The sequence below is a fragment of the Methylobacterium sp. Ger2507 genome, from assembly GCF_055231875.1.
Window position 1 is genome coordinate 57,107 of record NZ_JBUYVC010000002.1, and the last position, 18,136, is coordinate 75,242.

Sequence of the window (18,136 nt, forward strand, 5' to 3'; positions counted from 1 at the left end):
ATTGGAGAACGATCGGACGGTTTCCGCTTCCGACCAATGCTAGTCGTAGAGCGGGCAATTGGGTTCCCACCGAAAGCGAACGTATGCTTACAGGTGCCGCGACTGCTCTTTGCTACCCTCGATCATGGAGCGAATGCGGGCTGCCATGTGCTCAATCGCGAATGGCTTCGTTAGGACCGCCATACCAGGAGAGAGGCGTCCGTTATTCAGGATAGAGTTTTCGGCGTAGCCGGTAATGAACAGCACCTTAAGGTCTGGCCGGGAGACGCGGGCCGCATCGGCCATTTGCCGTCCGTTCATGCCGCCGGGCAGACCCACATCTGTCACTAGCAGGTCGATGCGCACATCCGACTGCAGCACTTTGAGTCCGGCTACGCTATCCCCCGCCTCAATGGCGGTGTAGCCGAGATCCTCCAGGATGTCGGTCACGAGCATGCGCACAGTCGGTTCGTCGTCGACGACCAACACCGTCTCGCCTTGTTCCGAGCGGGGGAGCACAGGTTTCGTGGTGGTAGAATGCTCGTCGGTCGCTTCGCCATAGTGGCGCGGTAGATAGATGCAAACGGTCGTACCCTTGCCGACTTCGGAGTAGATGCGGACCTGCCCACCTGATTGATGTGCAAAGCCGTAGATCATCGACAGGCCGAGGCCTGTGCCTTCGCCGAGCGGCTTAGTGGTGAAGAACGGCTCAAAGGCTCGCGCGATCACCTCCGGCGTCATACCGACACCCGTATCGGTCACACACAGCGAGAGGTACTGTCCCTCGGGAATGGCCTGCTTAATGGCCGCTCGGTCATCGAGCCACTTATTGGCCGTCTCGATGGTAATACGTCCGCCGTTCGGCATGGCATCGCGAGCGTTGATGCAGAGGTTGAGAAGCGCGTTCTCAAGCTGCGAAGGATCGACGAGAGCGGGCCAGAGGCCGGATGCGCCAACGACCTCGATCGCGATGTTCGGGCCAACAGCGCGCTGGATCAGCTCCTGCATGCCGCTGGCGAGCCGATTCACGTTGGTTGGCTTCGGGTCGAGGGTCTGACGACGGGAGAAAGCGAGCAGGCGGTGCGTCAGCGCGGCAGCGCGCTTCGAGGCGCCCTGGGCTGCCGCCATGTAGCGCTCGACATCGGCGAACCGACCCTGCTGCATCCGGGATTGCATGAGTTCCAGCGAGCCGGAGATTCCAGCGAGCAGGTTGTTGAAGTCGTGGGCCAGGCCGCCGGTGAGTTGGCCTACCGCCTCCATCTTCTGTGATTGGCGCAGGGCCTCCTCGACGCGCTCCCTTTCGGCGCTTTCTGATCGCAGCTGATCGTTCGCGTCGGCAAGATCGCGCAGATGTGCGCGCTGTTCGCTCAGATCGGTTAAGATACCGCAGAGCAAGGGCGTGACGTCATCGCGGTGCAGGCGGCTGAGAGAGAGGTTGACCGGAAGGCTGCCGGAACTCGCGATCAACAGGACCAGTTCACCGCGGACGACGCCTTCAGCGGCCCCTTCAAGGAGGAGCCGAAACGCAGGGATATCTGCGCCTAGTAGGAAGCCTTGGAGTGGTTGCCCAATGACCCGTTCCTGCGAGATGCCGAGCATCTCGGCCAAACGCAGGTTGCAATAGAGGATCGTGCCGTCCGTGCTAAGCGTGAAGGCTCCCTCCTGGATCTGCTCGATCAGGACACGATAGGGACGGTCGGCGTTCTCCAGGGTGTAGATGAGCCGCTCGCCGGCCTCGTCCTCGACAACCACAGCGTCAAAGTCCCCGCGGCGGATGGCTGCGACAGTTTCCTCGGCCTCCTCCAAACGCGCTTCCACGACCTTGAGGCGGTCGCGCATCTCGGCGGCCGTCATCTCCGGTTGTTCAGCGTTCATCGGCGCTTTCACGGGCTGCCGACGAAAGGTCGAGGCCTGAGACTACCTTGGCTTCGTTGGAAAGGTCCCCGATCAGCCGCTTGACCGGCAATGGCTCCAGCTTCAGCAACGTCGGTGCTGCCACTACCTGATACGCCTCGGCAAGGTGCGGCTGCTGGAAGATGTCGATGGTCTCAAGGTCGACCTGCCCGGCAAGCCGCTCGTCGCAGATGCGACGCAAGTTCGCGATCGCCCGCTGCGACCGTGGGGTCATGCCTGCCACGAACAGGCGCAGCACGTAGCGTGGAAGAGAAGGGTGAGCCGTGCCCTCCTCGCTCAAGCGGTCCTGGCTTTCGGACGGAGATCAAGCCCGACCAGGACCTTCTCCGTGTTCGATAAATCGCCGATGATCCGCTTCAGGGGCTCGGGCAGGCGGCGCACCAGGGTGGGAATGGCGAGGATCTGGTCGCCTGCGGCAAGCTGGGGGTTTTTCATCAGGTCGATGACCTCGATGTCGTAGCGGCCCGGCAGGTGCTCCTCGCAAATGCGTTTTAGGTTGGCCAGGGCCGCCATCGATTTCGGGGTCTGCCCTGCCACGTAGAGGCGCATGTGATAGGGGCCGGGATCGATCTCCTCGCCGGTGGTCGGATCCTCGGTCATTCGGCGGCACTCCGTCGTGCCGCGATGGTACGGCGTCCCACACCCAGCAGCGTTTCGCGGGTAGTATCTTCGTCGCGGAGAACACCCTCTTCCTCCTCGGCCACCTCCAAGCTGGCGCGTAGTTCCGCGATTTGGCGCTCGATTGTCTGCCGCTGCCGAACAACTTCACGCTTTCGCCGCTCCGCCTCCTGTTGCCGCCGAAGCATGGCCGCCTGCTCTTCTGCCTCCTGAACGACGCGCGCGGTCCCCGTCAGCACACCCGCAGATCCCACGTAGGCATCCACGAGCTTGACCCCGGCGGCCGACATCTGGAACTCGCGGACTTGGTTGGAGTGGCTCATCCCGCGCGCCTTAATGACGTAGAGGGTGCGCGTTCGCTCGCCATTGGCTTCGACATCGACGAGCTTGATCCACGCGTCCATCAACGAGGAGAGACCGAGATCTCCGACTTGGTCGAAGGCACCATCCGTGCGCAGGCTGGTGAACACCGCCGTGATGCCGCGGCTCTTTAGCATGTCGACCATACGCAGGAGCGTCGCCTGGAGCTCGACGGCGGGTCCACGCAAGGCCGAGATTGGATCGATGACGACGATGCTTGGCCTGAACCGCTCGATGTCGCGGTGCATGCGCGCCAAATGCGTTTCTAACCCGAACAGCGTTGGTCTCGCAGCCTCGAACCGCAGCAGGCCGCTCTCGACATGTCGGTTTAGGTCAACACCAACGGAGAGAGCGTTCCGGCAAATCTGCGCGCCGCTTTCCTCGAAAACGAAGGACATGCAGCGTTCGCCGCGCGTACAGGCCGCATCGACGAAATGCGCGCTGATCGTGGTCTTTCCCGTTCCGGCTACCCCTGAGATGAGGATGCTGGAGCCGCTGAAGAAACCGCCCGACCCGAGCATCGCGTCGAGCCCGTCGATGCCGCTCGAAACGATATCATCAGAGACGCCATAGTCGAGTTCGGCTGAAGTGACGGGCAGGACGCTGATGCCATCCTGGTCGATCAGGAAAGGGTACTCGTTGGTTCCATGTGCCGAGCCCCGGTACTTCACCACCCGCAATCGGCGCGTCGTGACCTGATCTTCTACCCGGTTGTCGAGCAGGATGACGCAGTCGGAGACGTACTCTTCCAGGCCCTGGCGGGTGAGAGGGCCGTCGCCGCGCTCGCCCGTGATGACGGCAGTCAGACCACGGTCGCGCAGCCAACCGAATAGTCGGCGCAGTTCGGCGCGCAGGATGCTCGCGTCGGAGAGGCCAGCAAACAACGTCTCGATAGTGTCGAGCACGACGCGCTTGGCGCCAATGGTGTCGACGGCATAGCCGAGGCGGATGAACAGGCCTTCGAGGTCGTACTCGCCGGTCTCCTCGATCTCGCTACGCTCGACCCGAACATGGTCGATAGCGATCTTGCCGTCCGCCACCAGCGCATCGAGATCGTAGCCGAGGGAGGCGACGTTGGCGGCGAGATCCTCTGCGCGCTCTTCAAAGCTCATGAACACGCCGGGCTCATCGAACTGGGTTGCGCCGTTCACCAGGAAGGTAACGGCGAACAAGGTCTTGCCGCAGCCTGCCGCTCCACACACAAGCGACGGACGACCAACAGGCAGACCGCCAAAAGTGACGTCATCGAAGCCGGAAATTCCGGTTCGCGCCTTCGGTAAGCTATGGCCGGTGGGGAGGTCAGGCGTCACGCATGGTATCCTTGGCGCTCTGTCGAGATTGCAGGGGCCTGCTGGGGATCATCAGCGCGATGCGGTCACGCAGCGCCGTTTCGATAAAGTTTGTCAGGGAGCGGTTGTCGCGACGTGCGCACTCGCGAGCTGCATCTAGCAGTTCGGGTTCGATCCGAAGGGCGAGCGGTTTTTTCAAAATCGATCCTTCGGAGCGACACTCATCCGGCCGTGGTATCGCAAGCAACAATACGAAGATAGCAGCGGGCGAAGGTAATTTCCGGTGGGGGGATCACCGACCGTTTGATGTCCACTACGTTCATCAAGCTGCTTATCAATAGACCGACTGGAAGCTACCCATACGGGACATTCGTCCTAACCATACAGCTGTCGGACAACCGCTCGTATTCCCGACATTTAATGCCTTCCGCTTTCGACCCAACCCAGACGCTGGACCTCCGTCATCGCTTCTCCGAAGCGGACGTTCGTCGGCCGTCCGGCAACTTCAGCTTGGGGTGGAATGCGGACGTTCGTCGATGGCCCACCGAACGTCCGCATTACGACTGAAGCGGACGTGACGCGACGCAGCGTCCGAATGAATGTAAGATACCCGACCGTCAGACAGTGTTTAACATGAGGTAACGACTAGCGCTTGATGATACAATAATCTGTCATTCTGAATAAATGACAGTATTTTATCGAAAGCGGGGCTGATGAAGCTTTACTTCGACTTCGACGATGGTCGTACCCAATTCAGGGATGAGGAAGGCATCGACCTTCCCAACGTACAGGCTGCACGGACAGAGGTTCTTAAGACGCTTGCAGAGATCGCCAAAGACGCTCTGCCGAAAAGTGATCAACAAGCGATTACTGCTTCAGTCCGCAATGCCTCCGGGGACATCGTCTACAGCGCGAAAGTCAAGGTTTCAGGCGAATGGCATGAAGCCAGTCTTCCGTGATGCGGTAGGGCATGCTGTCGTGATTTCCAATTTGTTATCTCGTGAAAAATCACGCTTTGATATTCGGTACAACCTACTAGATTATCACTGCTTAGGTCGACATATTGCTAGGAGGGCCTGGCCCAGGAGGGCACATGCTCAATCCGTTCATCCAGAAGCTTGGACGCCGTTTCGTCCTCTCTGGGTCCGAAGAGAAGGCTCTCACAGATGCAAGTGCGCGCCTTCGCGGTATCTCATCCCGTACCGAACTCATCTCGGAAGGAGACGTGCCCGATCACGTCCACCTTATCCAAAAGGGCTTCGCCTGCCGCTACAAGGTTCTTCCAGGCGGTGGACGGTCGATTGTCGCCTTCCTCATCCCGGGAGACTTCTGCGACCTGAACGTGTCGATCCTCGGCGAGATGGATCACAGCATCGGAACGATCAGCTCCTGCGACGTGGTGCGTATCCCGCGTTCAGTGATGAATGACCTCAGCGGGAAACATCCGGGCCTGAACCGTGCCTTGCAGTGGGCTGGCCTCGTCGATGAAGCAATCTTGCGGGAATGGCTGGTGTGCATGGGCCGTCGTTCGGCCGACGAGCAGGTCGCACACCTGTTCTGCGAGTTCCTGATCCGCCTCCAGGTGGTCGGGCTTGCGACGGAGGACAGCTACCCCTTCCCCCTCACTCAAGCTGATCTCGGGGATGCAACAGGTATCTCGAACGTACACGTCAACCGCGTCCTCCAGGAGTTGCGACGTTTGAAGCTGGTGGTGTTCAAGGAGCGGCATGTCACCCTACCTGACGTTGCCGCGATCAAAGCCTATGCGGGTTTCAATCCGAACTACCTTCACCTTCATCCCAAGGCTCCGCCGTATCCCGCTATGTAAGGTATCAGACGTTCCCTCAGCGAGGTGGTGCTACTCCCATTTGTTAAGTTTATAGTTGAGAACAGCGCCTACGATAGAGCGCATCGCGGCCATACCCTCGGCCTTCCGCGCTTGGGAGACAGATTGTGCTCCCGCCTTCGATGCGTGGAGAGCCCTGTGCCTCGCTACTTCTTCGACATCCATGACGGCCAAATGCTTCGCGACGACGAGGGCATGGACCTCGCCGGTCCTGAAGAGGCTGCTCGTCAAGCAAAGTCGGTCCTGCCTCAGATCGCAGCGCACGAGGTGCCCAAGGACGGCGAACACCAAGCCTTCTCGGTTCTGGTGACGGACGAGGATGGCCATCCCATCTACTCGGCCGCTGTGACCTATACGGGCACGTGGCTGATCCGGTGATTGGGCCTCCATCTGCTGAGCCGGATGGGGCACCGTGCTACCGAGCCGTGATGCTCAACGCTGGCGGAGGCGGGGTTCTGAACACGCCGATTTCAGCCTCGGACGACAGCGAAGCTACGGACAAGGCACGAGCCCTTGTTGATCGGCATGCCGTCGACCTCTGGGATGGCATGCGGTTCATCGAGCGGTTCGAACCGCTTCATCCCCTTTCGTAACCTAAGGCAACCGAGGACGCGGCAGGATCACGATTTAAAGTCCGCTTTGCGTCAACTCCGGCCATTCCAGCTTGCCGGCCCGAAGGTCCGAGTAGGGTCGGGAGCAGACGGTACCAAACGTCACATTTGGACCACTTGCGTCAGGCGACCGGCGGCTTGCCGTTCTTCGTGAGCACGTCGTTGATGGCTTCTGTCATCACGTCCTGAAGGGTTCGCTCGCCATCCAGGGCGATGTGCTTGAGCGCCTTCCATGCTTCCGGACGGGCCCGTACGAGGATGCCGCGTCGGCCGTCCGGCTGCCGGTTGCGCTTGATGGCGTCGGTCGTCACGGCCTCGGCGGCGGATGCGTCTTCCATCTTCTCTAACGGTGCGGCTGCGGCCGGATCCTGGGCCTTCTGGGAGAGGCGGGATCCCAGGTTCGCGAAACTCGGCTTCTTGGTCACCGCTTCTTCCCTTCCTTGATGCCGAGGGCTCGGCGGGTTTCCTGCCATAACTCGCCAACCTCCGTGGCCGCCGCGCTACCGGGCTCGAACTCTCCGACCGCCTGACCGCTGGCCAAGGCATGGGCGAACGCGGCACGGGTGGTGATCTGCCCAGCCCACGGCGTCGCCTTCATTCCGAACAGGGCCTCGCGGGCCTCGTTCACGACATGCGCCGAGGCGGTACCACGTCGGGGAGGGGCCGAGTTGATGACGGGGAGAACCGGCTTGTTGATCGCCCGGGCCATTTCCAGGGTGGCGGCCACGGCCGCGATATCGAATACGGCGGGACGGAACGGGATCACGACCAGGTCGGCAACCCGCATGGCTGCAGCGATGTCGGCGGTGTTGTGCGGCGGCGTGTCGATCAGGACCCAGCCGACGCCATCGCGGCGGGCGGCCTCGACTGTATCGGCCAGTTCGCGGGCTTCGCACTTCACGAGAACGGGCGTTTCGGCCTGGCGCAGCTCGTGCCAGAGGGCGAGGCTTCCTTGCGGATCGCAGTCGATCAGGACGGCGGGCGCATTGGGCGCATCCGCGTAGACAGACAGGTGAGCCGCGAGCGTGCTCTTACCGCTGCCGCCCTTCCGGCTGGTGAAGGCGATCACTCTCACTTGGGCGCCACTTCCGAGCAGTTAGATTTTTTGGTGAATTCGACAGAGTAAATGTAACAATGTTGCATTGTTCCGGTCCAACCGTTCACCGCTATGACGACCCACCCACTGGATGACGGGAGAGTGGTGACGCTTTGCCTTCCTACGAAGGCGATGGCCAAAGCGATCACGGCGCCAGCGCCAACGATTGATAGCGCAATCTCACGCAACGTCCGTGCTCCTCTAGTCCGCTGCACTCCTAGCGCCTAACGGTGAAAGCGGCATTACCCGCTTGCGCGCTGTGATCCTAGTACGCTGCCGACATAGTGGTGCATGTCCCTTTCGGCCTTTCGCACTACGTTGCTAGCAGCCTATCACCGTACCGCGCTATTGCTTTGCCAAGCCAGTGCGCTTAACTTTCGATAAATATCCTTCTCGAAAGTTTCAGCAGTAAGAGAGAGCTATGGCGAACGGTGTTGACGATAGCGACGGCCTTCCCTTCCTCCCGCGTGAATGGCTGCGCCATGCAGATGCGATCGCCCGCCAGTCGTACAGCCTGGCATCCGTAGCGGACGTCCCGCCCGAGCGTCGTGGCTTGCTCCTAGAGCGTGTCCGCGAAATCATGGAAGGGCAGAACGTCGTTCCTCCTGAGAACTGGCAGGCCGCCCTCGCTCAGCAGTGCGGCTGGGACCAGGGCAATGCCTGAGTTGCCGCCGCCGGCTATCCGCTTGACGGACGGGACCGGAGGTCAGCGGCTTCCGGTCAAGCCGGCATTCGGCTCGCCCTGCAACGGCTGCGGCTATTGCTGCGCCGAGGAGCCCTGCGCCATCGCTCGGGAGCACATCCCTGACCACCCGGAGGAGGGGCCCTGCCTTGCCCTCGAACACGAAGGGGGCCGGTTCGTCTGCGGCATGATCCGGCGGCCCGGTCATTACATGCGGCTCCCGAACGACTGGGCGGACGGACATCTGGGCGGCCTGTTCGCGCAAGCCCTCGGGGCAGGCCGCGGCTGTGACGCTGGCGATCCCGGGCCCTGCCCATCCCTCCAGACCGACGCGTGAAGCCGACCATGCCCAAGGACATCAAGGATGCGATGCCCCCGTTCATGCGGACCGGCATCGAACAGTGGGTCCGCGATAACCCCGACCAGGCCCGCGCGCGCCTGCTCAAGGTCCGCATGGAAATGCTGGCGATGCTAGGAGCGGGCGTCCCCGCCTCGGCCATCAACACAGTCATGGACGCCGAGGCGGACAAATGGGGGGCCGTACGCCTCCCGCATCTGGATTGATCCCTGTGGCCGACATCATCTCCCGGCCGGAGGTCCTACCCTCCGAGTTTGCCCCGATCGTCCAAGCCTACCAGCGGGCGAGCAAGGCCGCCTCGACCGTGAAGGCCTACCGGAAGGACTGGGCGCTGTTCGGTGCCTGGTGCCAGCGGCACGGGTTCCGACCTCAGCCCGCCACACCCGAAGCCGTCGCGGCGTTCCTGGTCTCAGAAGCGGACGCGGGTCGGGCCGCCTCGACCATCGGCCGGCGCTGCGCCGCGATCCGGTACGCACACAAGCTCGCAGGCGAGCCGGACCCGACCAACAACGAGGGTGTGCACGCGACCATCAAAGGCATCCGACGCACCATCGGCACGGCCCCGAACCAGAAAGCGGCCGCAACCGCCGAGGTGCTGGCCGCGATGCTGATGCGGACCCCTGACACCCTGACGGGCAAGCGCGACCGAGCCTTGCTGGCGCTGGGCTTTGCGGGGGCCTTCCGGCGCTCCGAGCTTGTCGCCCTCGACGTGGCGGATCTGCGCGAGGATCGCGACGGGCTGCGCATCATGGTCCGACGCTCAAAGACCGATCAGGAGGGGAGGGGCTTCGAGAAGGCGATACCGCATGGCCGCTTCATCCGGCCGGTGGCCCTGGTCCGTGAATGGCTCGATGCCGCCGGGATCACGGAAGGCCCGGTGTTCCGGCCGGTGTCGCGCTCGGGGCGAGTTCGCGAAGCGGCGAAGTCCGCCCTTCCACCTCGCCTCACGACCCAGGCCGTTGCGGACATCATCAAGGGCTATGCGAAGGCCGCCGGCCTCGATGCCTCAACCTTCGGCGCTCACTCCCTCCGAGCCGGGTACATCACGACGGCCGCCGAGCGGGGCGCGGATCTCGCGCGCATCATGGACCAAAGTGGGCATCGGGACCCGAAGACGGTGGTCGGGTACATCCGCCGGGCGAACGCTTTCAAGGATCACTCGGGGAGCGGCTTTCTATAAGCGGCAGTCCAAACGAAAACGGCCGGGATTTCATCCGGCCGCTTCCTTCAAAATCCAATCTACGGTTACTCTAGGCTGCGCGCACAGTGTCGAGGAAGCGTGAGACCTCGGTGCTCAGATGTTCAGACTGTCGGGACAGCTCACCGGCGGCGCCAAGCACTTGGCTGGCCGCAGCGCCTGTGTCCTCAGCGGCCCGGGCGACCCCCGTGATGTTGCTGGTGACCTCGCCTGTACCAGTTGCGGCCTGCGCGACGTTGCGCACGATCTCTTGCGTTGCCGCCCCCTGTTCCTCGACCGCCGCAGCGATCGACGTTGCCACGCCGCTAATCTGCTGGATGCGCATCGTGATGCCACCGATGGCCTGGACCGCCTGCCCCGTCGCCCCCTGGATCTGGGTGATCTGCTGTCCGATCTCAGCGGTTGCTCTAGCCGTCTGATTGGCCAACTCCTTCACCTCAGCGGCTACCACGGCGAAGCCTCTGCCGGCCTCGCCGGCACGCGCCGCCTCAATGGTAGCGTTCAGCGCCAGCAGATTAGTCTGGCCGGCGATCGTCGAGATCATCGTCACCACGTCCCCGATCTTCGCGACAGCACCGCTCAGCTCCTGCACCAGGGAGGCGGTATGATCGGCCTCAGCCACGGCACTCTGCGCCAGAGTGGCGGAGCCGTTGACCTGACGACCGATCTCTTGAACGGACGAACCGAGCTCTTCGGCAGCGGCGGCAACGGTGTTGACGTTCAAGGAAGCCTCCTCGGCTGCAGCAGCGACGGTCGTAGACTGCGAGGCGGTCTCCGTCGCTGTTGCGGTCATGGTCTGGGCGGTGGCCTGCAACTCGGTGGCGGACGACGACACCATCCCGATAATGCCGCCAACCGCCGCCTCGAAGCTGTCAGCCATCTGGCGCATGCCGGTCTTGCGCTGTTCCTCAACAGCAAGCCGCGCCTGCGCCGTTTCCGCCTCGAGCTGACGCGTGCGGATGAGATTGTCTTTGAAGACCTGGACGGTACCGGCCATGGAGCCGATTTCGTCGTTGCGATCCACCCCAGGCACGATGATCGTCGCATCGCCCTCGGCGAGCCGCGCCATGGCATCCGTCATCGTCTGAATGGGACGGGACACACGCAGCCAGCTGAATGCCATGGCACCAAGAGCAGCCACTACAGCAAGAACAACGGCAATATAGGCAGCAAATGTTGCACTATCAGCATTGGCGCCAACGGCTTCGGCTTCTTGATGCGCAGCGCGTTCATTCAATGCCACATCCTGCGCAAGTAAGCTTCGGATATCGTTGTAAAGATTGACGTTTTCTGGTCGACTGATGAGGCTGAGGGCATCGGCCCGCTTGTCGGCAGCGGCCAGGCGTGCAGCTTCGCCTGAAACCATCTCAAAGCGGCTCCACTCGGCGCTAAAGCCCTCATAGAGTTTGCGCTCTTCCACCGTCGCGATCTTGGGCTCATAGGCCTTACGAGCCACAGCCACCTGCTCTTGCGCCGCTCGTAGCTGCGCCTCGTTCTCGGCCAGCTGAGCTGGGGTTGTCGACAAAGCCAAAAGCCGTAGTTGTTTGATCCGCACCTCTGAGGCGGCTGCCTTGATGTCATTGATCGCGACGACTGACGGCAGCCAGTTGGTAGTCACTTCCGTGATGCCATGGCGGACGGATGAAAGCTTGATGATGGACAGACCACCCTGTGCGGCGCTGATCAGCGCGAGGGCACCGAAAGCACTGGCAAGTGCGGTCTTGATCGAGAGGTTAGTGTGCATGGGGGCCTCGACGAAACGCCCTGACGTCGCCTCATGCCTGAGACAATAATTAGATCAGGAGCTTGAACGAGATTTGAGGGCGAATTTGTTTTTATCCGGTTACGCAGCGAAATAATCAGCAGCATATTTTTCGCGAATACGATTGAAACTTAACCTTTGATGTCCTTCAGGTATCGCGGCACACGGATATCGGACGGGCCGTGCGTTGAAATTGAAGGGTTCGGCAGTTGATTTCGTAGAACCGGAGCGAAGCACATGGGCGGGATGGGTAGCGGTCTGACGGGTGGGCGACCAACGGTCGAAAGCTGCCTGCGCTTGCCCCTGTCGAAGCTGATGAGCGTCAGGCAAGGAGCGTTTGGTTGGTCCGGTGACCTGGTGCATGGGGGCGCCTTCCCGCACGTCGCAAAGCGGGTCCGGTTCGACATCGACCTGCGCGAGGACGGGCTATCGGGTGACGTGGTGCTGACCCATGACGCCCCCGTACCTGAGGGAGTTGCAGAACACTCCTACCGCGTCGGTATCGAGGCCGTGGCGATGCCGCTAGGCGGCGTCCGGTGGTGGTGGTCCTGCCCGTGGTCGGGGGCGCTGTGCGCTGACCTATTCCTGCCGCAGGGTGGCGCCCGGTTCGCCTCACGGAAGGCGCATCGCCTCGCCTATGCCGTCCAGAGGATGACGCCACGCGATCGGCAGATTACCCGGCTGCGTCGACAGCGGGTGCGCCTCGGGGGCTCGGTCAACGTCCTAGCGCCCATGCCGGACAAGCCGAAGTGGATGCGCTGGCGGACCTATGACCGGAAGTTGGCCGCGATGGGGAGCGTTCGGGCTGCGGTGAGGCAGGCGGCCGATCGCGAGGCTGTAGCGGTCTTCGGACTGTAGGGTCTCGGGCCGCGCCTGTTGGTAAATGTTGGTATCAGGAGCCGGGGAGCCTGCTAACGAATGCTAACATCTAGGCGCCAGCTGGCTCGTTCAGCCAGAGGCCTGCGAACGACAGAGTGGCCGAGTAGACGGTCGCGCCGGTCTCGTCGCGCACGAATATCGCAAGGGCTTGAGTGTCGGCCTTCCGGGTCGGGATGGTATGCCGGGCGATCTCCGGCAATGTCCGCATCGCCTCCTGCCGGATGCCATTAGCGTCCGCGCACTCGCACCCCTCAGGGTCTCGAAAGAACTCGTCGCCGTTGTGGATGTCGAAGAAGTAGCGCGCCATTACGCCGTCCCGCTGCTTGCAACCAACCCCCATCCCGGAAATGTCACCGCTGAGCTGTGAGTTCTGTAGGGCACCCGACAGAGCAGCGAGGCTCGGGACATCCGGTCTCGGATATTCACGTGGCATTTTCTCCCTCAAGCGGGGCAATGGGTGGAGTTTTCGGAGGCCGTAAAAGAGGCCGCGCTCGCTGATAGAACAGCGCAGAAACAGCAGGCGGCCTTCTGATAATACAGAGCGGAAACAGTTAGCCGGGGCCTATTTCAAATGGCGGATAATGGGCGCTGACGGCGGGCTCGGCGTGGGTCTCTCTTGCGCGTTCAACCAGGCAAGAACCGCGGCGGTCTATGCGCTCCTCGGGCTGAGTTTCGGGAGCAATGCGCGCGGGCGCACGCGAGGCGCCTTGTTCAGATTTGTTCAGGTCGGGGGCCATTTCGCGAGCAGTACGCGCGAGCGCGCGAGGCTGGGCCTGTTGTGGATTGTTATAGTTGGGAGCCAACCCGGCCGGGGAGTTAGCCCGCGATCCGGTAGGCCAGGCAGGGGTTTGGCTCACGTTTTCTAACGAGTAGAAAACGTGTGGCGAGCGACCCTGCGGCTCCCCGTATCTACGGGGCGAATACGGGGCCGGCCAAAACTTTGCGATTAGATCGTTCAAAAATGCCGACGTGGGACCTCAAGCTAGGCCCTCGACAGGCTCGGCCGGGCTGCTGTCAGGAGGTAAGTCTTTTGCAACTTGGACGCGGGCAAAGTCCTCGGCAAGCACTCGGATTTGTTCAAGGGCCAGTCGTTTGATCTCATCACTTGAGCGACCATCGATGGGGACCACTACGGACCCTGTAAGCCGCCCAGCGCTCGTCAAGAACGTGAAGTTGAACCTGCCTGAGCGGCTGCGCTGAACGATGTAATGCGGGTTTTCCATATCCTGCCTTCGCCATGCGCCATGTCGGGGGGCTACGGCAGGGCAGTCGCTACGGTTTCAGTCTATCTACAAATTGTACGGTAACTTACATTCTATCTTCTGGAAGCGTGGCAACCCGTAAGTATAAATGGTGTAATCGCTTTTTCAGATGAGTAGGATGCTACTCGCCTCCGGCTTCGTCGCGCTGATCTCGTGATAGTGATCGTAGTAGCGGCGCCGATGCGTTGGTCCCCTTACACCGCCCCCTCTCTCTCGCCCCTCAACGGACTGCAGACCAAGGTACGCGAGGGACCTCCCAATCTGTCGGTCGACAAGCGTATTCTGCCGTTGGACGAGCCTCACGAGCAGCGCGTTAACACCTTGTTAACCATAGGGCCTCACGCGGGCTCTCTGGTGTGAGGAGCGCAATGATCGAATTAGCAGAAGATGGTCTTGGCGCTCTGGAGAGGATCATCGCGAAGGCGGAGGCGCGCAGGGTCGATACGATGATCCAGATCGCCTTCCTCGAAGCTGACGATCTAAATTCGACAGAAGCGCACGCCGATTTGGTTGCCATTGAGAAGCTGCTGAAATCGATGCGCAAGCAGCGCCGCCTTCTAGCTGCAAGCGTTCATCGCGATGAGGCCCTGCAAGATGCTGGCTGCCTCAAGGTTGCAGCTTAGATTGATCGCCGAAGCACTCAAAAGATCTCAGTGGCCGAATATGACAGCGGCGCAGGGCTGAGAGCCACCGCGCCGCCAGTTGTGGTCGCGAAGCGGGGGGCAAAACAACGACCGTCGCTACGATGCGTGCAGATACGCGATGTGGATGTGCGGTTCGGCACAGTTCAGTGGATAGGCTCGCCGCGTAGGCGGGCCGTCTCTGCTTCCCACTCCTCGATGGTCAACGGTGGAGATCGGATGACGACACAGCCCCACTGCAGCTTGGCTCGGCCGTCAGCGACCCACTGGCGCCAATTGAGCTTGGCATCGACGGCTTCCTCGTCCGTAAGGCTGCGAAAGGCGACCAGGCCCTTCGGTGCTCCAACATGCCGCTTCGCCTCAATGCGCTCAATGCGCTTCAGAAGGGCGGCCATGGTCGTTGTTGTCATGGGCGGCGGTTCCTCGGTTCAGGATCGACAATGCGCCAGGAGATCAGAGGCCAGCCGGGCTTGTAGGTGCCCTCGGCCTCAAGGGCGGTAAGCTGCTGGGCTTCGTCCTCGTCGTTCTCGGTGATGATGACCGTCGCGTGAGGGGTGGGCGCCTGGTGGCTCGTTGTGCGCTCCACCTTTCGCAGTCGGGCATCGAGGGATGCAAAGGTCGTCATCGGCTAGCCTGCTGTTCGATCCGCAATAGGCGCTCGTTGAGGTCGGTCGCCTGGATGGCTTGAATGTGGGTCGCGACCAGCTTGGACAGGTCGGCGGCCTCGCCCGGGGTGATCTCGCCATCCGCGACGGCCTGCAGAACGGCGTCGGTCGCGAGCGAGAGGTCGGCCGCGGTCTTGATGGGCGGCAAGGCGAAGGTGATGGGGCGATCCTTCCGGGGAGGGGCCAGCCGGTCCATGCACATGCGGATGGCTTGCGTGTCGCCGTCTAGGGCAAGCTCGATGACCTTGCGTGTGATCGCTTCGGCCTCGCCGTCGAGAATGGCGTCGAGAGCTTGCATCGCCTTGCTGCGGGCGCCCTTCGGCCGTCCTGCAGGATTGCCGCTCTGGCCGGGCTGAAAGCCGGGTTTCGTGTCCGTCATCGTCCGGCCCTATACCTCGCCCGCATCGAGCGGCGCGTTGTTTTGAACAGTGTGAAAACAATGGCTTTCCGATGAAGGTGTTGTAAGCATCAGCCCTCTGGCACTCTCCGCGAAGGCAGACAGAGCTTCGGCCGCGACCTTCTTGCGGAAGGTGCCAGCATCCTTCCCGGTCTCGATGGTCAGGGCGGTGATCTGGGCCGCGTTAATGGCTGCCTTGATGCCAGCGTTGTAGGCGCGGCGCTCAGCCAGGTTCATGTCTCGGATCATCGGGGCTTCTCCGTCTTTGCCCCGGTGTCCCTACGTTTGGCGAAGCGCTTCTCAATCATTTCGGCGCACAAGGCCTTGAAGCCGTCCAGTGTGTCGTTGCCGCCCTCGGGGCCGTGACATCTGCCGTTCGCGGCTGCAGCACGGTGAAGACGCTGCCATGTGCGCGGGCTGAGGGCTCGCCCTGTAGAGTGATGGGGCGCGGATCCTCGTCGTCGCCACAGATGCGAAAGGCGATAACTGGGTCCTCGTCGTAGAAAGCCTCTTCGTCATCGCTCGATGGGAAATAGCACCGCACCAGCGTAAACCCGGGCTGAGCGGGAATGATGACGCCGCACACGCTCTCGAAGGTCCCGGGGTCGACCCGCAGGGTTTGTTCTTTGCCGTCTGAGAACGTCACGGTTGATGTGCTTGGCCGGCCGGCTGGAGCATCGTGCGGCTGCACTCTGATGATGTGGTCCGTGTTGAGGATGCCGGCGATCGTGGTGAGGAGCATGGGGCAGCCTTTCAGGCGGAGACAGACAGACGGGCGAAGCTAGCGAAGATCTGGCGTCGATCCATGGGCGCGAGGCGGTTCAAGGCGACACTGGCCGGTTCCAAGGCTGCCGGATCGGTCTCGGCTTGGGCCAAGAGCCGGCAGGCATCCGCAGCGCGCGGGCCAGCGTAGACTTTCGCCAAAGCTCGTAGACTGCGGAGCCGGGCGCGCTGCTCAGCAGGCTCGATGTTGGGGGCAAATGGCCCCCAACGGTCTGCCGCCGCGATCATCGGCCAAAATCCCAGATAGGCACGCCTTGCGGCTGATGCGGGGCCTTGCGGTGCGTCAGGTGGCCGAACTGGATCTCGCTGGCCGTGACCAAGCGGACGGCCCCGCCAAGCCCTAGAACAAGGGCGCCGCAGTAGTCGGGGCGCGTTGTCCCGATCTCCGGGTGAACGCCGAAAAGCTCGTGCGTCTGCCAGCCGAGGCCTTCCGCCTGCGCGCCGAAGGCCTCGAGGAACCTTGAAGCGTTGGCTAGGACGCGGGGCCATTCGTCTCCGCGGTAGTCGGGGCGGGCCTGTCGCAAGCTTGGGTATAGGGCGCAGAAAGGCCTCTACCTCCCCATTTTCATGCTTTGTTCGCCTGTGGAAGTCCGAAGCAGACGGCAAGCATCCAGTTCTGCTCGCGCACGGTCCACGCGCCGGTAAAGCCGAAGCCCTTGCGCAGCCACAGCATGGCCTCGAAGCCCTGGATCGTGCGTCGCGCCGTATTGAACGAGCGGAAGCCGCCTACGCGCGGCATAGGTTGTTTCACCCGGAAGTGGTCGCTCTCGATGCCCTGCTGCAGGTGCTTCGTGACGTAGTGGGTTGGGGTAGAGGCCAGGAGGCCGTCGGTCCTCACGGCCACGATGGCAGGCGGATAGGTGCTGGCGCCGTCCGTGCCGATCCGGTCAGGCGCGAGTAGCGGCTGATCCGCCAGCATTTTGCGGAAGAAGCGCTTCGCGGCGTCGAGGTCGCGGTTGGCGGTCAGCAGGAAGTCGACAGGATTGCCGTGCTTGTCGATGGCTCGGTACAGGTAGCGCCACTCACCGCGGACCTTGATGTAGGTCTCATCGATCCGGACCGATCCGCAATGCGGCTTGCGGAACTGGCGTAGCCGCTTCTCGATCAGCGGCGCGTAGGCGAGCACCCAGCGGTTCAGGGTGCTGTGATCCACCTCCAAGCCGCGCTCCAGGAACAGCTCCTCGATATCACGATAGCTCAGCGGATAGCGCAGGTACCAAGAGACCGCCTGTACGATGAGCGCAGCCTCGTAGTGCCGACCCTTGAAGTCGGTCTTCGAGCGCTGCTTGAGCTTGGCGGCGATGGCGGACAGGATCATGGGGCGGCCTCCAGAACGGAAGGCGCCATGCAGGCCGTATGGTCAACGCGGGGTAAACGCCGGCGCTATCGCGTTTGCGACAGGCCCCTTTACCGTCGCGCGATTCCGACAGTGCGATGTGGCTCATGTCCGCGGTGGGCGAAGCCCCGTGCCGGTGCCGAACTCCAAACGGTATGTGAACCACATCGCCCAGATGGATCTCCGTCACCAGACCATCCGCTTGCCGGACGAAGCCCGCCTCAGCCGTAATGATCAGGTTCTGGCCAAGCGGGTAGGTATGCTAAACCACTCGAGCCTCGAACTCGAAGGTGACGAGACCGCCCGACAACCGCAAGGGCGGCCTTTCTTTGACGAGCGAATCGATTCGGATGACCCTAACAAAGTTCTCGGCCGCTCCTTTTGTGTAAGCTTCGGCACCGCTACGCTGGGTGGTTAGCGTTTCCTGTGTAGGAATGGCTGTGCACGGCCAGCCTACGCT

24 protein-coding genes are annotated in these 18,136 nt (G+C 62.2%); 9 read left to right on the forward strand and 15 right to left on the reverse strand.

The window, feature by feature from the left end; genetic code table 11:
• Nucleotides 1-87: 87 nt before the first annotated feature.
• From ACV7NL_RS23850 to ACV7NL_RS23870, 5 genes are read right to left on the reverse strand one after another with little or no spacing between them, the layout of a single operon-like run.
• Nucleotides 88-1,854, reverse strand: coding sequence for an ATP-binding protein (locus ACV7NL_RS23850; RefSeq protein WP_463357254.1), 1,767 nt, complete (start codon nt 1,852-1,854; stop codon nt 88-90).
• Nucleotides 1,844-2,173, reverse strand: a complete 330-nt coding sequence (locus ACV7NL_RS23855) for a circadian clock KaiB family protein (RefSeq protein WP_463357255.1) — start codon at nt 2,171-2,173, stop codon at nt 1,844-1,846. The genes ACV7NL_RS23850 and ACV7NL_RS23855 overlap by 11 nt, the downstream gene beginning before the upstream one ends.
• Nucleotides 2,170-2,493 carry a circadian clock KaiB family protein gene (locus ACV7NL_RS23860; RefSeq protein ID WP_463357256.1) on the reverse strand — a complete coding sequence of 108 codons (324 nt, stop codon included), beginning with the start codon at nt 2,491-2,493 and terminating at the stop codon, nt 2,170-2,172. Before ACV7NL_RS23860 ends, ACV7NL_RS23855 begins: the two co-directional genes overlap by 4 nt.
• A complete protein-coding gene (kaiC, locus tag ACV7NL_RS23865) occupies nt 2,490-4,181 on the reverse strand; it encodes a circadian clock protein KaiC (RefSeq protein ID WP_463357257.1) in 1,692 nt (563 codons plus the stop codon). Before kaiC ends, ACV7NL_RS23860 begins: the two co-directional genes overlap by 4 nt.
• Nucleotides 4,171-4,359 (reverse strand): YlcI/YnfO family protein, encoded by a 189-nt coding sequence (locus ACV7NL_RS23870; RefSeq protein WP_463357258.1) that lies wholly within the window; start codon nt 4,357-4,359, stop codon nt 4,171-4,173. Before ACV7NL_RS23870 ends, kaiC begins: the two co-directional genes overlap by 11 nt.
• 514 nt (nt 4,360-4,873) lie before the next feature.
• Here ACV7NL_RS23870 and ACV7NL_RS23875 point away from each other — a divergent pair.
• The 3 genes from ACV7NL_RS23875 to ACV7NL_RS23885 all read left to right on the forward strand — a co-directional run bounded on the left by ACV7NL_RS23875 (nt 4,874) and on the right by ACV7NL_RS23885 (nt 6,384).
• A complete protein-coding gene (locus ACV7NL_RS23875) occupies nt 4,874-5,119 on the forward strand; it encodes a DUF6894 family protein (protein WP_463357259.1) in 246 nt (81 codons plus the stop codon).
• A 134-nt stretch (nt 5,120-5,253) separates the two neighbouring features.
• Complete coding sequence (locus ACV7NL_RS23880) at nt 5,254-5,988, forward strand: Crp/Fnr family transcriptional regulator (protein WP_463357260.1); 735 nt, start codon at nt 5,254-5,256, stop codon at nt 5,986-5,988.
• A gap of 156 nt (nt 5,989-6,144) precedes the next feature.
• Nucleotides 6,145-6,384, forward strand: a complete 240-nt coding sequence (locus tag ACV7NL_RS23885) for a DUF6894 family protein (RefSeq protein ID WP_463357261.1) — start codon at nt 6,145-6,147, stop codon at nt 6,382-6,384.
• A gap of 355 nt (nt 6,385-6,739) precedes the next feature.
• Here the strand turns inward: ACV7NL_RS23885 and ACV7NL_RS23890 are convergent, their stop codons facing one another.
• The gene (locus tag ACV7NL_RS23890) at nt 6,740-7,042 is read right to left on the reverse strand and encodes a ribbon-helix-helix domain-containing protein (protein WP_463357262.1); all 303 of its coding nucleotides are present in this window, start codon (nt 7,040-7,042) and stop codon (nt 6,740-6,742) included.
• Nucleotides 7,039-7,686: an AAA family ATPase gene (locus ACV7NL_RS23895; protein WP_463357263.1), complete on the reverse strand. Its 648-nt coding sequence runs from the start codon at nt 7,684-7,686 to the stop codon at nt 7,039-7,041. Before ACV7NL_RS23895 ends, ACV7NL_RS23890 begins: the two co-directional genes overlap by 4 nt.
• Before the next feature lie 448 nt (nt 7,687-8,134).
• Between ACV7NL_RS23895 and ACV7NL_RS23900 the strand changes: the two genes are divergently transcribed.
• From ACV7NL_RS23900 to ACV7NL_RS23910, 3 genes are all read left to right on the forward strand, one after another.
• Entirely contained in the window at nt 8,135-8,377 is a 243-nt protein-coding gene (locus ACV7NL_RS23900; RefSeq protein ID WP_463357264.1) for a hypothetical protein, read from the forward strand.
• A 363-nt stretch (nt 8,378-8,740) separates the two neighbouring features.
• On the forward strand, nt 8,741-8,959 hold the full coding sequence (locus ACV7NL_RS23905) for a hypothetical protein (protein ID WP_463357265.1): 219 nt from the start codon (nt 8,741-8,743) through the stop codon (nt 8,957-8,959).
• 5 nt (nt 8,960-8,964) lie between these two features.
• Nucleotides 8,965-9,933 carry a site-specific integrase gene (locus ACV7NL_RS23910; protein WP_463357266.1) on the forward strand — a complete coding sequence of 323 codons (969 nt, stop codon included), beginning with the start codon at nt 8,965-8,967 and terminating at the stop codon, nt 9,931-9,933.
• 70 nt (nt 9,934-10,003) lie between these two features.
• On the opposite strand, the gene ACV7NL_RS23915 is transcribed toward ACV7NL_RS23910, so the two are convergent.
• Nucleotides 10,004-11,695, reverse strand: a complete 1,692-nt coding sequence (locus ACV7NL_RS23915; protein WP_463357267.1) for a methyl-accepting chemotaxis protein — start codon at nt 11,693-11,695, stop codon at nt 10,004-10,006.
• 333 nt (nt 11,696-12,028) lie between these two features.
• On the opposite strand from ACV7NL_RS23915, the gene ACV7NL_RS23920 reads away from it, so the two are divergent.
• Nucleotides 12,029-12,571 (forward strand): hypothetical protein, encoded by a 543-nt coding sequence (locus ACV7NL_RS23920; RefSeq protein ID WP_463357268.1) that lies wholly within the window; start codon nt 12,029-12,031, stop codon nt 12,569-12,571.
• A 70-nt stretch (nt 12,572-12,641) separates the two neighbouring features.
• Here ACV7NL_RS23920 and ACV7NL_RS23925 read toward each other — a convergent pair whose 3' ends face one another.
• The gene (locus ACV7NL_RS23925; RefSeq protein WP_463357269.1) at nt 12,642-12,899 is read right to left on the reverse strand and encodes a DUF6894 family protein; all 258 of its coding nucleotides are present in this window, start codon (nt 12,897-12,899) and stop codon (nt 12,642-12,644) included.
• Between the two features lie 1,323 nt (nt 12,900-14,222).
• Between ACV7NL_RS23925 and ACV7NL_RS23930 the strand changes: the two genes are divergently transcribed.
• Nucleotides 14,223-14,477, forward strand: a complete 255-nt coding sequence (locus tag ACV7NL_RS23930; RefSeq protein ID WP_463357270.1) for a hypothetical protein — start codon at nt 14,223-14,225, stop codon at nt 14,475-14,477.
• Nucleotides 14,478-14,641: 164 nt separating this feature from the next.
• Here the strand turns inward: ACV7NL_RS23930 and ACV7NL_RS23935 are convergent, their stop codons facing one another.
• The 6 genes from ACV7NL_RS23935 to ACV7NL_RS23960 form a co-directional block, all read right to left on the reverse strand.
• Entirely contained in the window at nt 14,642-14,905 is a 264-nt protein-coding gene (locus tag ACV7NL_RS23935) for a hypothetical protein (RefSeq protein ID WP_463357271.1), read from the reverse strand.
• On the reverse strand, nt 14,902-15,120 hold the full coding sequence (locus ACV7NL_RS23940; protein ID WP_463357272.1) for a hypothetical protein: 219 nt from the start codon (nt 15,118-15,120) through the stop codon (nt 14,902-14,904). The genes ACV7NL_RS23935 and ACV7NL_RS23940 overlap by 4 nt, the downstream gene beginning before the upstream one ends.
• A complete protein-coding gene (locus ACV7NL_RS23945; protein WP_463357273.1) occupies nt 15,117-15,539 on the reverse strand; it encodes a DUF5681 domain-containing protein in 423 nt (140 codons plus the stop codon). Before ACV7NL_RS23945 ends, ACV7NL_RS23940 begins: the two co-directional genes overlap by 4 nt.
• Before the next feature lie 9 nt (nt 15,540-15,548).
• Nucleotides 15,549-15,794: a hypothetical protein gene (locus ACV7NL_RS23950; RefSeq protein ID WP_463357274.1), complete on the reverse strand. Its 246-nt coding sequence runs from the start codon at nt 15,792-15,794 to the stop codon at nt 15,549-15,551.
• 67 nt (nt 15,795-15,861) lie between these two features.
• Nucleotides 15,862-16,299 carry a hypothetical protein gene (locus tag ACV7NL_RS23955; RefSeq protein ID WP_463357275.1) on the reverse strand — a complete coding sequence of 146 codons (438 nt, stop codon included), beginning with the start codon at nt 16,297-16,299 and terminating at the stop codon, nt 15,862-15,864.
• Between the two features lie 606 nt (nt 16,300-16,905).
• Nucleotides 16,906-17,658, reverse strand: coding sequence for an IS6 family transposase (locus tag ACV7NL_RS23960; protein ID WP_463357276.1), 753 nt, complete (start codon nt 17,656-17,658; stop codon nt 16,906-16,908).
• Nucleotides 17,659-17,806: 148 nt separating this feature from the next.
• Here ACV7NL_RS23960 and ACV7NL_RS23965 point away from each other — a divergent pair, with 148 nt between their 5' ends.
• Nucleotides 17,807-18,094: a hypothetical protein gene (locus tag ACV7NL_RS23965; RefSeq protein WP_463357277.1), complete on the forward strand. Its 288-nt coding sequence runs from the start codon at nt 17,807-17,809 to the stop codon at nt 18,092-18,094.
• Nucleotides 18,095-18,136 lie beyond the last annotated feature (42 nt).